The following is a 13899-nucleotide window of genomic DNA, read 5'->3' as shown; positions in this document are numbered from 1 at the left end:
GGTAAAATGGCCGGGTTTTCCCAAAAATCCCGGAGCTTCCCATGACGTACCGCATCGCCCCGTCCATCCTGTCCGCCAACTTTGCCAAGCTGGGCGAGGAAGTCGACAACGTACTTGCCTCCGGCGCCGACATCGTCCATTTCGACGTGATGGACAACCACTATGTTCCCAATCTCACCATTGGTCCGCTGGTGTGCGAGGCCCTGCGCAAGCATGGCGTCACAGCGCCGATCGACGTGCACCTGATGGTCAAGCCGGTCGACCGCATCATTCCCGATTTCGCCAAAGCCGGGGCAACCTACATCACCTTCCACCCGGAAGCCTCCGAGCACATCGACCGCACCATCGGCCTGATCAAGGAAAACGGCTGCAAGGCCGGCCTGGTGTTCAACCCGGCCACCCCGCTGGACGTGCTGGAATACACACTGGACAAGCTCGACATGGTGCTTCTGATGAGCGTGAACCCCGGCTTCGGCGGCCAGAAGTTCATCCCCTATGTGCTGGATAAGGCACGCGCCGTGCGCAAGATGATCGACGACCGCGGCCTCAAGGTGAACATCGAGATCGACGGAGGCGTCGGCCCCGCCAACATCGCCGAAGTCGCGCGCGCCGGGGTCGACACTTTCGTTGCCGGTTCGGCCGTGTTCGGCGCTGCCAAGGACAGCGACCCGCAGCGCTACAACAGCATCATCGCAGCGATGCGCGCGGAACTCGAGAAGGTCTGAAAATCGGTAAGCGGTGAGCAGCGAGTCGTGAGTGGAAAAGCCGCTCAAGCCACTGCTTGCCACTCACTGCTCACCACTCACTACTTACCCAAAATGAATTTCCCAATTGCAATCAAAGCCGTCGTCATCGATCTCGACGGCACCCTTCTCGATACCGCGCCCGATCTGGCCTACGCCGCCGAACTGATGATGGCCGAACTCGGCCTGTCGTGTCCGTCGCAGGGCACGATCGTCACCTACATCGGCAACGGCGTGTCGCGGCTGGTCAAGCGCGTGCTGACCGGTGACATGGACGCCGAGCCGGATGCGGCGCTGTTCGAGAAAGCCATCGCTTCGTACAACAAGCATTACAGCGCCCACGTGTCCCTGCACTCCCGCCCTTTCCCCGGCGTGGTCGAAGGCCTGCAGGCACTCAAGGCGATGGGGCTGCACGTGGCCTGCATCACCAACAAGGCCGAAGCGTTCACCCATCCGCTGCTGAAGGACACGGGACTGTTCGATTATTTCGAGCTGATCCTGTCCGGCGACACGCTGCCGAAGCGCAAGCCCGACCCGCTGCCCTTGCTGCATGCCTGCGAGGTGTTCAAGATCAAACCGACCGATCTGCTGCTGATCGGCGACTCGCTCAACGACACCCAGGCCGCGCGTGCCGCCGGCAGCGCAGTGTTCTGCGTACCCTACGGCTACAATCGCGGCCGCCCGGTGACCGAACTCGACCTGGATGCCGTGGTGCCGAGCCTGGCTGAGGCAGCCAAGATGGTGGTGAAGGCAGTCTGATCATGGGGGGCGCCGTGAACGACAGGCGATGGTGAAGGTGGAACGCATCCGCACGTTTCGCCTTTTTGCCATTCACTTTTTCACGGACTCTCCATGACTGAACAAGACTTTTTCGGCCTCGCCCGTCAGGGCTACAACCGCATTCCGCTGGTGCGCGAACTGCCCGGCGACTTGGAAACGCCACTGTCGGTGTATCTCAAGTTGGCCAACGCGCCCTACACCTATCTGCTCGAATCGGTGGTGGGCGGCGAGCGCTTCGGGCGCTATTCCTTCATCGGCCTGCCGGCGCGCACCGTGATCCGCGTGCGCGCCCATCTGCTGACGGTGGAAACCGACGGCAAGGTGATCGAGGAATACAACCTGCCCGATCCGCTGGCTTTCGTCGCCGAGTTCCAGGCGCGCTTCAAGGCCGCGCCGGTGGCAGGACTGCCGCGCTTTACCGGCGGACTGGCCGGCTATTTCGGCTACGACACCATCCGCTACATCGAGAAACGCCTTGCCGATACACGCAAGGACGATGTGCTGCACACGCCGGACATTCTCCTGATGCTGACCGAGGAGCTCGCTGTGTTCGACAACCTCGCCGGCAAACTCTATCTCGTCACGCATGCCGACCCGATGCAGGCAGATGCGTATGCGCAAGGGCATCTGCGCCTGGCCGAGCTGACCGACAAACTGAGCGCACCGGTGATCGTGCCGGCCGAACCTGTTGCGGATACGGCAGAGCCGAGTTCGGAATTCGGCGAGACCGAATTCAAGGCGGCGGTGCAGAAGGCCAAGGATTACATCGCTGCAGGCGACGTCATGCAGGTGGTGCTCTCGCAGCGCATGGCGCGCCCGTTCGCCGCCTCGCCGCTGTCGTTGTACCGCGCCCTGCGCAGTCTGAATCCTTCGCCCTACATGTTCTTCTACGATCTCGGCGGGTTCCACGTCGTCGGTTCGTCGCCGGAAATCCTGGTGCGGCTCGAAAGCGACCTTGTCACTTTGCGCCCCATCGCCGGCACACGCCCCCGCGGACTCACGCGCGAGGACGACCAGCGCCTGGCCGAGGAACTGCTGGCCGATCCCAAGGAATGCGCCGAGCATCTGCAACTGCTCGACCTGGGCCGCAACGACACCGGTCGTGTCGCCGTCACCGGCAGCGTCAAGGTCACCGAGAACATGCAGATCGAGCGCTACTCGCACGTCATGCACATCGTGTCCAACGTCGAAGGCAAGCTGAAGCCCGGCCTCACCGCGCTCGACGTGCTGCGCGCCAGTTTCCCGGCCGGCACGGTGTCGGGTGCGCCCAAGGTGCGGGCGATGGAAATCATCGACGAACTCGAACCGAGCAAGCGCGGCATCTACGCCGGCGCGGTGGGTTACCTGGGATTCAATGGCGACATGGATCTGGCGATCGCCATCCGCACGGCCGTGGTCAAGGACGGCATGCTCTACGCCCAGGCCGGCGCCGGCATCGTCGCCGATTCGGTGCCCGACAACGAATGGATGGAAACGCTCAACAAGGCCCGTGCCGTCGTGCGTGCCGCCGAGCTTGCCCAGGCGCGCTTCGGCGGAGAAGCGGTCGACTAGCGCGAACCCGGCCCGGCCGGGCGCTCGGGTGAGGCAACGCGATGAAAACGTATATCGCACTCTTTCGCGGCATCAACGTTGGCGGAAACAACAAACTGCCGATGAAAGAACTGGCAGTAGTGCTGGAAGGGCTCGGTCTGCAAGGTATCGCGACCTACATTCAGAGCGGCAACGTGGTATTCCAGGGCAAGGCTGTCGATCCTGCGCTGCTGTCGAAAAAAATCGGCACTGCCATCGGCAAAAGCCACGGCTTCGAACCCTGGGTGCGGCTGCTCGATATGCCGACGCTGGAACAGGTGATCCAGGGCAATCCCTATCCTGAAGCGGAGTCCGTGCCCGGCACCCTGTATGTGAATTTCCTCGCAACCGTTCCGCCCCAGCCCAATCTCGAGGGCCTGGAAAAACTCCGGGCTGCGAGCGAACGTTTTCAGCTGGCGGACGACGTGCTCTACCTGCATGCGCCGGACGGCATCGGCCGATCCAAGCTCGCTGCCGCCCTGGAACGTCTGCTGGGCGTGCCGATGACCAGCCGCAACTGGAACACCGTGCGCAAACTCGGCGAGCTGGCGCGCGCTGCCTAGCGCCGGCCTGGACTGTCAGTCGTACCGGTTTTTCCGGATGAGCGAAGACCCGGCCTGCGTCATTTGACCGGAATCGTGGCCGGCATGGGAGTCGCCCGCACGGCGCCTGCCTGACTGCGCAGGTCAGGCAGGAACACCGCCAGTAGGCCGATCAGCGGCAGGAACGAACACAGCATGTAGACCGTTTCGATGCCCCAGCGGTCGGCCAGCCCGCCCAGCACGGCCGCGCCGATCCCGGCCAGGCCGAAGGCCAATCCGAAGAACAGCCCCGACACGGTGCCGACCTTGCCCGGCATCAGTTCCTGCGCGTAGACCACCATGGCCGGGAAAGCCGAGGCCAGCATGAAGCCGATGACTAGCGTCAGCCCCGCCGACGCGGCCAGCCCCACGTAGGGCAGCGCCAGCGTGAACGGCGCCACGCCCAGGATGGACAGCCAGATCACCCGCTTGCGGCCGATGCGGTCGCCGATCGGCCCACCCAGCAGCGTGCCCGCCGCCACCGCGAACAGGAAGTAGAACAGGTGGTACTGCGCTTCCTGCGCGTCGATGCCGTAGTGCTGCATCAGGTAGAAGATCAGATAGCTGCTGATGCTGGCCAGGTAGAAGAACTTCGAGAACATCAGCGCCATCAGCACCGCCAGCGTGCGCAGCACGCGGCCGCGCGGCAGGTCGTGGCTGGCGGCGGATGCGGCCTTTTTCGGCTTGCGATGCTGGTCGCGGTACCAGATGCCGACCCCCGCCAGCACGATCATGGCCAGCAGCGCGAAAAGCGAAAATACGGCCAGGCTTTTCTGGCCGTGCGGCAGCACGACCCAGGCCGCGAGTAGCGGGCCGAAGGCCGCGCCTGCGTTGCCGCCGACCTGGAAGATCGATTGCGCCAGGCCGTGCCGTCCGCCCGAGGCCATGCGCGCCACCCGCGAGGCCTCCGGATGAAAGATCGACGAGCCGCTGCCGATCAGCGCGGCCGCGGCCAGCAGCAGCGGAAACGTGGTCGCCTGCGACAGCAACAGCAGCCCGGCCAGGGTGAAGCCCATGCCCAGCGACAGCGAGAACGGCTTCGGATGGCGGTCGGTATACGCGCCCACCAGCGGTTGCAGCAGCGAGGCAGTGAACTGGAAGGCCAGCGTGATGAGCCCGATCTGCGCGAAGCTGAGATCGAGTTCATGCTTGAACAGCGGATAGCTCGCGATCAGCAGCGACTGCATCGTGTCGTTGAGGAAATGCGAGAAGCTGATCGCGCCCAGTACCTTGAAGGCGGTGCGGTCGGCGTCGGAATGCGCGGTCGTCATGGCGAAGGGTTCGAGGATGAACGAACCGTCAATTTAGGGCTAAGATGCTTGTCCGTCTCACTGAAATAAGGCAGTGACCTTTTCGAAATGGACATTCACCTGCACGGCGGCCAAGACCTGGACCAGGGCCGGATGCCCGTCACCGGCAAGGCCATCGACTATCCCACCGGCCACGTGGTGCCCAGCCACAGCCACCCCACCGCCCAGCTCATCCATGCTGTCCAGGGCGTCATGGTGGTTGCCGCCCGGGGCGACCAATGGGTGGTGCCGCCCACGCGCGGCCTCTGGGTGCCGGCCCGCGAGCCGCATGGCATCCGCATGGTTGGCGACGTGAAGATACGCACCGTCTACATCCGTCCCGACGCCAGCCCGAACCTGCCGGCCGACTGCCAGGTGGTCGGCATCTCGCCGCTGTTGCGTGAACTGATCCTGGCGGCCATCGAGGTGGCGCAGCCCTACGATCCGGATATGCGCGACGGCCGCCTGATGCAGTTGCTGCTCGACGAAGTGGCGGTGCTGCCCAGCCTGCCGCTGCATCTGCCGCAGCCCAGCGATCCGGATTTGCTGACCATCTGCCGCGTCCTGGCCGATGCGCCCGACGATGCCTCCACGCTGGGCGACTGGGCAGGTCGCCTGGGCGTCGACGCCAAGACCATCCAGCGCCGCTTCGCCCGCCAGACCGGCATGACCTTCGGCCAATGGCGCCAGCAGGCGCGCCTGATCACTGCACTGGAGCAACTGGCCGCGGGCGTGAAGGTCGTCGACGTCGCACTCAACCTGGGCTACAACAGCCCGAGCGCCTTCGCCACCATGTTCAAGCGCCAGTTCGGCGCATCGCCCAGCGGTTACTTCCGCTGAGCCGCGCCGGCCACCTCGCGATAGCGGAAGCAATCGACCGTATGGTCGTTGACCATACCCGTGGCCTGCATGTGCGCATACACGATGGTCGAGCCCACGAACTTGAAGCCGCGTTTTTTCAGATCCTTGCTGATCGTGTCGGACAGCGGCGTGCTCGCCGGCACCTGCCCGATGTTTTTCCACGCGTTGGAGAGGGGGCGGCCGTCCACGAAATTCCAGAAGTAGGCATCCAGCCCGCCCGCCGTCTCGCGCAGCGCCAGCGTCGCGCGCGCATTGGTAATCGTCGATTCGATCTTCAGCCGGTTGCGCACGATGCCCGCATCCGCCATCAGCCGCGCCACGTCCGCCTCGCCGTAGCGCGCGATGCGCTCGGCGTCGAAATTGTCGAATGCGCGCCGGTAGCCTTCACGCTTCTTCAGGATGGTGAACCACGACAAGCCCGCCTGCGCGCCTTCCAGAATCAGGAATTCGAACAGCGCGCGCTCGTCGTGCAGCGGCACGCCCCATTCCTCGTCGTGGTAGGCGCAGTAGAGCGGATCGGTGCCGCACCAGGTGCAGCGGGGGCGGTCGGTCATGGGGATGACTTGTTGGGAGGTGGGCGGTAGTTTGGCACAACGACAAGTGGCAAAGCCTTATTTCACTTGTTTCAGTGATATGGGCCGACTTGCAGTGGGTCTGATTCGGCCTGAGCCGCCGGTGGCGTACTGCGTGGCCCAGGTCGGCTATGCATTGCACACCAGCAATTAGCCCGCTTGCAGATGATATACACGGCCATCGTCGGCCCTGCAGGCACCGATTACTTTCATACCGTGGCTGCCCCATTCGCAATTCAGGCACGTATTGTCTTTAGCCACAAGTTCGGCAGCGCCTTTGCGAATATGTTTACGATATATCCTCTGGATATTCCTGAACTCGCCCAAACATTCTCGCGTGAAGCAACGGCTGTCGCGCCATTCGCCAACATAAATCTTGCCGTCCAGGCGAATCTGGACGCTGCTAAAGCGCGACCAGCCGATTTTTAATGTGCCAGCACCAGCCTCTGGTTTGTCGGCGGACGACAGCGCGACATCCGTAGAGGCGCAGCCGGTGAGCAGGCTCAGAGCGAACAGAGTGGAAATTTTCCAGTGTTTCATTACGAACTTCTTTCAAGATGTGGATCCATCGGACAGGCTGGCTCACTTCAGGTTGCCCGCTTCCTCTTCCTCCTTACGGTGGGCCAGCCGATACAGGACCGGTAGGACCAGCAGGGTCAGCGCTGTCGAAGACAGGATGCCGCCGATGACGACGGTAGCGAGTGGGCGCTGCACTTCGGCGCCGGTGCCAGTCGCAATCGCCATCGGGATAAAGCCGAGCGATGCGACCAGCGCGGTCATCAGCACCGGACGCAGGCGGGTCAGCGCGCCATCGACAATCGCCTCGTCGAGCCGTTTTCCGCCTTCGCGCAGGCTGTGGATGTGGGCGATCATCACCAGACCGTTCAGAACGGCCACACCCGACAGCGCAATGAAGCCGACGCCCGCAGAGATCGACAGCGGAATATCGCGCAGCCACAGCGCGAGAATGCCGCCCGTAAGCGCGAACGGCACGCCGGTGAACACCAAGAGCCCGTCTTTGACGTTGTTGAACATGGCGAACAGCAGCATGAACACCAGCAGCAGCGCGACCGGGACGACAATTTGCAGGCACTTGGCGGCCGATTGCAATTGCTCGAAGGTGCCGCCCCAGGTTGTCCAGTAGCCGGCTGGGACCGGCGCGTCGGCCTGGATTTTCTGGGTGGCTTCGCTGACGAACGAGCCGATGTCGCGACCGCGTACGTTAGCGGTGACGACCACCCGACGCTTGCCGTCTTCGCGGCTGATCTGGTTGGGGCCGGGGGCAACGTTGATGTTCGCCACCTCGCCCAGTCGCACGAAGTTGGCTTGCGCATTGTCCGCTGAGGATGGCAGGGGGATCGGCAACTGCTGCATCGCCGCCAGGTCGTTGCGCAGGCGCTCGGGCAGACGGACAATGATGTCGAAGCGCCGATCGCCCTCGAACAGCACGCCAGCTTCGCGCCCGCCGAGTGCGATCGACACTGCATCCTGCACGTCGCCGACATTGATGCCGAGGCGCGCGGTTTTTTCGCGGTCGATCTGGATCGTCAGCATCGGCAGCCCGGTGGTCTGTTCAACTTTGACGTCGGCCGCGCCTGGCACGCTCTCGAGCACTTGGGAAATAGCTTCAGCGCTGGCGTTCATGGTGTCCATGTCGTCGCCGAACACCTTGACCGCCACGTCGCTCCTCACGCCAGACAGCAGTTCGTTGAAGCGCATCTGGATCGGCTGGGTGTACTCGTAGTTATTGCCGGGCACCCTGGCGGTCACCTCCCGCATCGCCTGCACCAGGTCGGCCTTGCTGCGCGTCGAATCGGGCCATTCCGACTGCGGTCTGAGCATGATGAAGTTATCCGCGACGCTGGGCGGCATCGGGTCGGTGGCGATTTCCGCTGTGCCGAGCTTGGCGAAAATCCGCTCGACTTCTGGAAACTGTTTGATCGTGCGTTCGAGTTCGGTCTGCATCTCGACTGCCTGCGACAGGCTGGTGCCGGGAATGCGCAAGGCGTGCAGCGCGATGTCGCCCTCGTTGAGGCTGGGCACGAATTCGCTGCCCATGCGCGTGAGCAGCAGCGCCGACAAAACCACTGCGACGCCCGCAAAACTCAGCACCAGGGGGGCATTCTTCAGCGAAAAATCCAGCATCGGCGCATAGCCGCGCCGCGCCCAGCCCATCAGGCGATTTTCCTTCTCGCTGACCTTATCGCCGATCAGTAGCGCGACGGCGGCGGGGATGAACGTCACCGACAGGATCATCGCGCCGAGCAGGGCCGCGACCACGGTGAACGCCATCGGGTGGAACATCTTGCCCTCAACGCCAGTGAGCGCGAAGAGTGGCAGGTAGACGACCATGATGATGAGCTGGCCGAACAGCAGCGGCCGCCGCGCTTCGCACGACGCCAGGAACACTTCGTGAAAGCGCTCGTTGCGGGTCAGGGCTCGCCCCGCAGCAGCTTGCGCGTGCGCCAGCCGGCGCACGCAGTTCTCAACGATCACCACCGCGCCGTCGATGATGATGCCGAAGTCGAGTGCGCCCAGGCTCATCAGGTTGGCGCTGACCTTGTTGCTGACCATGCCGGTAAAGGTGAACAGCATCGCCAGCGGGATGACCATGGCGGTGATGATCGCGGCGCGGATGTTGCCCAGGAACAGGAACAGCACCGCGATCACCAGCAGCGCGCCTTCGATCAGGTTTTTCTTGACCGTGTCGATCGCCTTGTCGACCAGGATGGTGCGGTCGTACACCGTCTGCGCAACCACCCCGGCAGGCAGCGTGCGGTTGACTTCCTCCAGCCGCTTGGCCACCGCCTGCGACACGGTGCGGCTGTTTTCTCCGATCAGCATGAACACCGTTCCAAGCACGACTTCGCGCCCGTTCTCGGTCGCGGCGCCGGTGCGCAGTTCCTTGCCCATACCGACTTCGGCCACGTCGCCGATGCGAATCGGAACGCCTTCCCGGCTGCCGACGATGATATTGCCGATGTCGGCCAGATTGGCGACCTGGCCGGGCGCGCGGATCAGGTATTGCTCGCCGCTTTTTTCAATGTAGCCCGCGCCCGTGTTGCCGTTGTTGCGCTCGATGGCGGCAACCAGGTCGTGCAGCGTCAGGCCGTAGGCCATCAGCTTGTCGGGCAGCGGCGCAACCTGAAACGTCTTGGCATAGCCGCCGATGCTGTTGATCTCGGTCACCCCCGGCACGTTGCGCAATTGCGGCTTGATGATCCAGTCCTGGATCTCGCGCAGGTCGGTCGGCGTGTAGGCGCTGCCGTCGGCTTTTTTCGCGCCGGGTCTGGCCTCGACCGTCCACATGTAAATCTCGCCCAGGCCGGTCGAAATCGGACCCATTCCCGGCGCGACGCCGGCGGGCAATTGCGCGCGCGCCTGGCCGATACGCTCGTTGACGAGTTGCCGCGCAAAGTAGATGTCGGTGCCCTCCTTGAAGATCACCGTCACCTGCGACAGGCCATAGCGCGACAGCGAGCGCGTCTGCTCCAGACCGGGCAGCCCGGCCATGACGGTTTCGATCGGGAAGGTGATGCGCTGCTCGGATTCAAGCGGGGAATAACCGGGAGCGGCGGTGTTGATCTGCACCTGCACGTTCGTGATGTCAGGCACGGCATCGATCGGCAGCTGCTGGTAGTTGTACACACCGAGCGCTGCCATGCCCAGCGTCATCAGCAGAACCAGCCAGCGCTGGTCGATGGCAAAACGGATGATTTTTTCAAACATGATGGGATTTTTCCTAAAGCGCCGCGTCGCCGCGCTTGCCGGAGCGAATGCGCAGCACGTCTGCAAGTTCAGAAACAACGATCAAACCGTCGCCGGGATTGCTTGTGCAAGCCGCTGCGCGGATGGCTTCCACCACCGTCTGCGCGTGTTCATCTGCGCAAAACATCAGCAGCACCAGCCCAGCCGCTCGTGGGCGTGCGGGTTCCACTCGGTGGGCACAAAGGCGTGGTGCGGCCCCTGTCCACGGAAATGGCCGTACGCCGGAAAGTAGGTGAAGCCGGACAAATGGGCGAGGCCATACAGTGCCTGTTCAATGCTGTCCAGACGATGCGGCTGCACGATAGCGATGATCTGTTTCATCGGGGTCTCCTAGTGGTTATGGCTCGCGCCGGATTTTTCCAGATCGGCCTTGATCAGGAAGCTGTTCGTCGCGGCATACACTTCGCCCGCATTCAGCCCGCTGACGACCTCGATGAACTTGCCGTCGCTGCGCCCGAGTTCCAGCGGGCGCGCTTCCAGATCGTTGCCGTAGCGTCCGAACACCACCGTCCAGTCACGCACGCTCTGAATGGCTTCAGCGGCCACCGCGACCGGCACCTCGACCGAGCCGGTGACCAGCTGTACCTTGACCTGCAAGCCCGGGCGCCAGACCCCGTTCGGATTAGGCAACACCACCCGCGCGGTGGCCGCGCGCGTCGCTTCGCCGACCAGCGCGCCAACATAGGAAATCGTGCCGCTGCCCCGCGCCGCAAACGCTGTGGCCTGGATGTCAGCTTTCTGGCCGGGCCTGACTGCACCGAGGTCCTTGGCCGCGACCGTCATGTCCACCCACACCGTGGACAAATCGGCGATAACGAAAATCTTCGCGTCGCCCTGCACGGCTTCGCCCAGCGAGAGGTGTTTTTCGACCACCACGCCGTCGATCGGCGCGCGGATTTCGTAGCGCGTCAGCGCGCCGCCCGGTTGTCCCGCGCCACCCAGCGACGCCAGCTTCTGCCGCGCGTTCTGCATGGCAATTTCGGCTTCCTGCATGGCATGCTTCGCTTGCAGGTAGTCCTGCTCGGCTGAGATTTTTTCTTCCCACAACTGCTTCTCCCGCTCAAACGTCGTGCGCGTCAGCGCCAGGCGTTTTTGTGCCGCCAGCAGTTCGCTGCGCTGGTCGGCCAGCGCCTGGCTGGAAATCACCGCCAGCAGTTGGCCTTTTTTCACCAGGTCACCTGCATTGGCCGGCGAAGCCGCCACCACCCCGGTCAGCAAAGGCACCACATGCACCATGCGGTCTTCGTTCAGGCGAATCTCACCGATTAGTTGCAGCACGGCATTGATCCGTGCCGGGCCCGCAGTCAGCAGGCTCACGCCGTTTTGCTTGAGCTGCACATCGCTCAGGCTCACCCGCGCTTCAATCTGGTCGTAGCCGAAGCGGTACGCCTTGCCTCCGGACTGCGCGGCAATCTCCACTTTGAACGAATGCGGCTCGACCACCTCGGCGTCGCTCTTGAGGTAATCACCTACCTTGGCAAACTGGATGGCCTCCGGCGCGCGCCCGAGGCGGTGCAGCGTAATGACAACCTGGCTTGACGACGGATCGACCGGCTTGCCGTCGCGGTAGAGATAGACGCGAAACTCCGGCGGCACGCCTTGTTCAAAGATGGTTACTTCCAGCCCATAGCCGTTGTCGTTAAAAAGCTTGCCGCCGTGCGGGCCCTTGGCTGGACTAGCTTCTGCCGTGTGCGCTTCTTCGTCGTCGTGACCCGACGCTTCGGCATGACTTTCTTGCCCGTGCCCGTCGTCTGCGGACTGCTGCTTGCCCGTGCCGAGAATCAGCCCGGCCAACACGACGCCGATCCCCAGGACAGCGGCAATGGAAAGGGTCTGTTTTTTGTTCAGATTGAGTTTCATGTGGGCTCCTACTGCTGAGTGGCGGCTGGCGCTAGAGTCGATTGGGTCGATGCCGCGCCGAGAATGCGTTCGATTTCGGCGGCGGATCGATGCGCTTCAGCCAGTGCGCGCAGATATTGGGATTTGGCCTGGAATGAAGTGCGCTGGGCGTCCAGCACTTCGAGGAAGCTGAATTTGCCCAGTTCGAAGCCCTTGGTCGCGGCGTCGTAGGCGCTCTGCGCACCCGGCAGAATGTCCCGCTGTAGCGACGCCACCTCCTGGCGTGCCGTATTCAGGCGTTCATGCGCTTGCACAAGCTCATTGGACAGGCGGATCCCGGTGGCGGACAGTTCGTCGCGCGCCTTGTCGGTGCGGCGAAGCGCTTCAAGCAGGTTCCCTTGATTGCGATCAAAGATCGGGATCGGAATCGAAACGCCGAGGATCGCCTGGTTGATATCCAGTTCTTCGATGCGTTTGCCACCCAGGATGACAATCATGTCCGGAACGCTCCGGCTTCGTTCAACTTCCGCCAGCGATTGCCGACGATCAACCTCAATCCTGGCTCGCAGCAAGTTGGGGGAAGCGGCGAGGCGCGCGTTCAGGTCTGCCATGGCGGGGAGTGGCGGCAGGGCTTCGGGGTCGCCTTCGACGCGCTCGAAACGCGGTGACGAATTGCCCCAGGTGGCAGCCAGTCGGCGGCGTGCGGTCGCGACCTCGCTTGCTGCCTGCGCCTGTTCAACACGTACGGCGGCCTCGGCCACGCGCGCCCTGGTTTCTTCGACCGGGGACACCTTGCCAGCTGTGACTCGCCGCGCGGCGGCAGCGCTGGCGCGTTGCGCAAGCTCGACCGACGCCTGGGCAAGCCGCAGACGTTCCTGCGCAACCAGCACGTCGAAAAATGCCGCCGTTACCGCCGCACGAATCTCGGCACGTTTGGCTTCCAACTCCAGGGATGCAGCATCGCGGCCGCGCTCGGCAGCTTCGATCCTGGCGCCACGCTTGCCGCCCAGTTCGATCGGTTGATTCAACTGTAGCGTCGTGGTCCGCGCCTCCCGGAGCGTGTCCTCGATCAAGGCCGAAAGCACTGGATTGGGCCGGGCTTGTGCCTGGGTGATGGTGGCGTCGAGTGCCTCCAGTTCGCGGCCCGCCGCCGACAACTCTGGGTTGGCGCCAAGTGCCAATTCCAGTGCCGCATTCAGGGTAAGTGGGGCAGCCGGTTCGCTGGCGCGTGGCGCGCCTTGTTCCAGACCGGTTTGCGGGATTTGCGCCCACGTCGCCAACGGCAGCGCGAGCAAGAATACGGATAGCGTAAGTCGCATGGTTTTCCTCGTGTAAGAAACAGGGCGAAGAACACCGGCGCGCGACGGGATCGCGGCACAAGGCCGCATCGAACAAATCAGACGGGGGCGCCGGTCAGGCGCGCTTTAGAGGGGGGCGGTCGAGCAGAGGGGGGATGCGGCTGAGGAAGGCGGCTGGCGCGTGTTTAAGCGGACCGCCCTTCAGTTCCAGTCCGGGCAGGGAGCTGGGCTGATGGAAGATGAAGGAAAACACATGGTGGCAGTGGCTGCCATGATGATCGTCTTCATTGCACGGTTCGCCGTCGGTACTGCCGAGAGCGTCGAGGCCATGGCTGGCATGCTCGGCATCGTGATGGTCGTGATCATGGACATGTGCGCCCACCGTGTCCATCGCCACGTGCTCATGCAGGCCGGCCGCCGCTGCCCAGGCGAACTGGAGGGGAACGACGAGCATGATAATCAGGGCGATGAGACGACGCATGGATCGGATTGTACTGATTCCAGCGTATTCACCAAGAGTTCGATCGTACGCATTTGCTGGAGTTGGTCATTCATCGGCATTTCTAGTCAATGGCCGGTGTGCGGTGCTTAGCTGATCT

The 13899-nt window shown here is 63.4% G+C and carries 14 protein-coding genes; 5 read left to right on the top strand and 9 right to left on the bottom strand.

Annotated elements, in window-relative coordinates; translation table 11 throughout:
- The first annotated feature begins 41 nt into the window (after positions 1-41).
- The 4 genes from rpe (at position 42) to B058_RS0102585 (ending at position 3655) form a co-directional block, all read left to right on the top strand.
- On the top strand, positions 42-725 hold the full coding sequence (gene rpe, locus B058_RS0102600) for a ribulose-phosphate 3-epimerase (RefSeq protein WP_018506910.1): 684 nt from the start codon (positions 42-44) through the stop codon (positions 723-725).
- A 93-nt stretch (positions 726-818) separates the two neighbouring features.
- Positions 819-1502, top strand: coding sequence for a phosphoglycolate phosphatase (locus B058_RS0102595; protein ID WP_018506909.1), 684 nt, complete (start codon positions 819-821; stop codon positions 1500-1502).
- Positions 1503-1595: 93 nt separating this feature from the next.
- Positions 1596-3074 carry an anthranilate synthase component I gene (gene trpE / locus B058_RS16295; protein ID WP_018506908.1) on the top strand — a complete coding sequence of 493 codons (1479 nt, stop codon included), beginning with the start codon at positions 1596-1598 and terminating at the stop codon, positions 3072-3074.
- Positions 3075-3115: 41 nt separating this feature from the next.
- On the top strand, positions 3116-3655 hold the full coding sequence (locus B058_RS0102585; protein WP_018506907.1) for a DUF1697 domain-containing protein: 540 nt from the start codon (positions 3116-3118) through the stop codon (positions 3653-3655).
- 59 nt (positions 3656-3714) lie between these two features.
- Here the strand turns inward: B058_RS0102585 and B058_RS0102580 are convergent, their stop codons facing one another.
- Positions 3715-4944 (bottom strand): MFS transporter, encoded by a 1230-nt coding sequence (locus B058_RS0102580; protein WP_018506906.1) that lies wholly within the window; start codon positions 4942-4944, stop codon positions 3715-3717.
- An 87-nt stretch (positions 4945-5031) separates the two neighbouring features.
- Here B058_RS0102580 and B058_RS0102575 point away from each other — a divergent pair, with 87 nt between their 5' ends.
- Positions 5032-5802: an AraC family transcriptional regulator gene (locus B058_RS0102575; RefSeq protein WP_018506905.1), complete on the top strand. Its 771-nt coding sequence runs from the start codon at positions 5032-5034 to the stop codon at positions 5800-5802.
- On the opposite strand, the gene B058_RS0102570 is transcribed toward B058_RS0102575, so the two are convergent.
- The 8 genes from B058_RS0102570 to B058_RS17720 all read right to left on the bottom strand — a co-directional run bounded on the left by B058_RS0102570 (position 5790) and on the right by B058_RS17720 (position 13781).
- A complete protein-coding gene (locus B058_RS0102570) occupies positions 5790-6377 on the bottom strand; it encodes a DNA-3-methyladenine glycosylase I (RefSeq protein WP_018506904.1) in 588 nt (195 codons plus the stop codon). The genes B058_RS0102575 and B058_RS0102570 overlap by 13 nt on opposite strands.
- 168 nt (positions 6378-6545) lie before the next feature.
- Positions 6546-6935, bottom strand: coding sequence for a hypothetical protein (locus B058_RS0102565; protein WP_018506903.1), 390 nt, complete (start codon positions 6933-6935; stop codon positions 6546-6548).
- A gap of 42 nt (positions 6936-6977) precedes the next feature.
- Positions 6978-10124 (bottom strand): efflux RND transporter permease subunit, encoded by a 3147-nt coding sequence (locus B058_RS0102560; RefSeq protein WP_018506902.1) that lies wholly within the window; start codon positions 10122-10124, stop codon positions 6978-6980.
- A gap of 13 nt (positions 10125-10137) precedes the next feature.
- A complete protein-coding gene (locus B058_RS18095; protein WP_211208602.1) occupies positions 10138-10299 on the bottom strand; it encodes a P-II family nitrogen regulator in 162 nt (53 codons plus the stop codon).
- A complete protein-coding gene (locus tag B058_RS18090; RefSeq protein WP_211208601.1) occupies positions 10290-10484 on the bottom strand; it encodes a P-II family nitrogen regulator in 195 nt (64 codons plus the stop codon). The genes B058_RS18095 and B058_RS18090 overlap by 10 nt, the downstream gene beginning before the upstream one ends.
- A gap of 9 nt (positions 10485-10493) precedes the next feature.
- Positions 10494-12023: an efflux RND transporter periplasmic adaptor subunit gene (locus tag B058_RS0102550; protein WP_018506901.1), complete on the bottom strand. Its 1530-nt coding sequence runs from the start codon at positions 12021-12023 to the stop codon at positions 10494-10496.
- A gap of 8 nt (positions 12024-12031) precedes the next feature.
- Positions 12032-13321 (bottom strand): TolC family protein, encoded by a 1290-nt coding sequence (locus tag B058_RS0102545; protein WP_026240578.1) that lies wholly within the window; start codon positions 13319-13321, stop codon positions 12032-12034.
- A gap of 94 nt (positions 13322-13415) precedes the next feature.
- A complete protein-coding gene (locus B058_RS17720) occupies positions 13416-13781 on the bottom strand; it encodes a hypothetical protein (RefSeq protein WP_157265473.1) in 366 nt (121 codons plus the stop codon).
- Between the last annotated feature and the right edge of the window lie 118 nt (positions 13782-13899).

The sequence above is a fragment of the Thiobacillus thioparus DSM 505 genome (assembly GCF_000373385.1).
Taxonomy (GTDB): domain Bacteria; phylum Pseudomonadota; class Gammaproteobacteria; order Burkholderiales; family Thiobacillaceae; genus Thiobacillus; species Thiobacillus thioparus.
Note: the sequence above shows the minus strand (reverse complement) of the source record. Positions and strands in the feature narration are given on the sequence as shown.

Bases quoted from the DNA above. Each gene is read 5' to 3' on its own strand.
- B058_RS17720 (WP_157265473.1), bottom strand. From the start codon at position 13,781: ATGCGTCGTCTCATCGCCCTGATTATCATGCTCGTCGTTCCCCTCCAG.
- B058_RS0102545 (WP_026240578.1), bottom strand. From the start codon at position 13,321: ATGCGACTTACGCTATCCGTATTCTTGCTCGCGCTGCCGTTGGCGACG.
- B058_RS0102550 (WP_018506901.1), bottom strand. From the start codon at position 12,023: ATGAAACTCAATCTGAACAAAAAACAGACCCTTTCCATTGCCGCTGTC.
- rpe (WP_018506910.1), top strand. From the start codon at position 42: ATGACGTACCGCATCGCCCCGTCCATCCTGTCCGCCAACTTTGCCAAG.
- B058_RS0102580 (WP_018506906.1), bottom strand. From the start codon at position 4,944: ATGACGACCGCGCATTCCGACGCCGACCGCACCGCCTTCAAGGTACTG.
- B058_RS0102570 (WP_018506904.1), bottom strand. From the start codon at position 6,377: ATGACCGACCGCCCCCGCTGCACCTGGTGCGGCACCGATCCGCTCTAC.
- B058_RS0102585 (WP_018506907.1), top strand. From the start codon at position 3,116: ATGAAAACGTATATCGCACTCTTTCGCGGCATCAACGTTGGCGGAAAC.
- B058_RS0102565 (WP_018506903.1), bottom strand. From the start codon at position 6,935: ATGAAACACTGGAAAATTTCCACTCTGTTCGCTCTGAGCCTGCTCACC.
- trpE (WP_018506908.1), top strand. From the start codon at position 1,596: ATGACTGAACAAGACTTTTTCGGCCTCGCCCGTCAGGGCTACAACCGC.
- B058_RS0102595 (WP_018506909.1), top strand. From the start codon at position 819: ATGAATTTCCCAATTGCAATCAAAGCCGTCGTCATCGATCTCGACGGC.
- B058_RS18090 (WP_211208601.1), bottom strand. From the start codon at position 10,484: ATGAAACAGATCATCGCTATCGTGCAGCCGCATCGTCTGGACAGCATT.
- B058_RS0102575 (WP_018506905.1), top strand. From the start codon at position 5,032: ATGGACATTCACCTGCACGGCGGCCAAGACCTGGACCAGGGCCGGATG.
- B058_RS0102560 (WP_018506902.1), bottom strand. From the start codon at position 10,124: ATGTTTGAAAAAATCATCCGTTTTGCCATCGACCAGCGCTGGCTGGTT.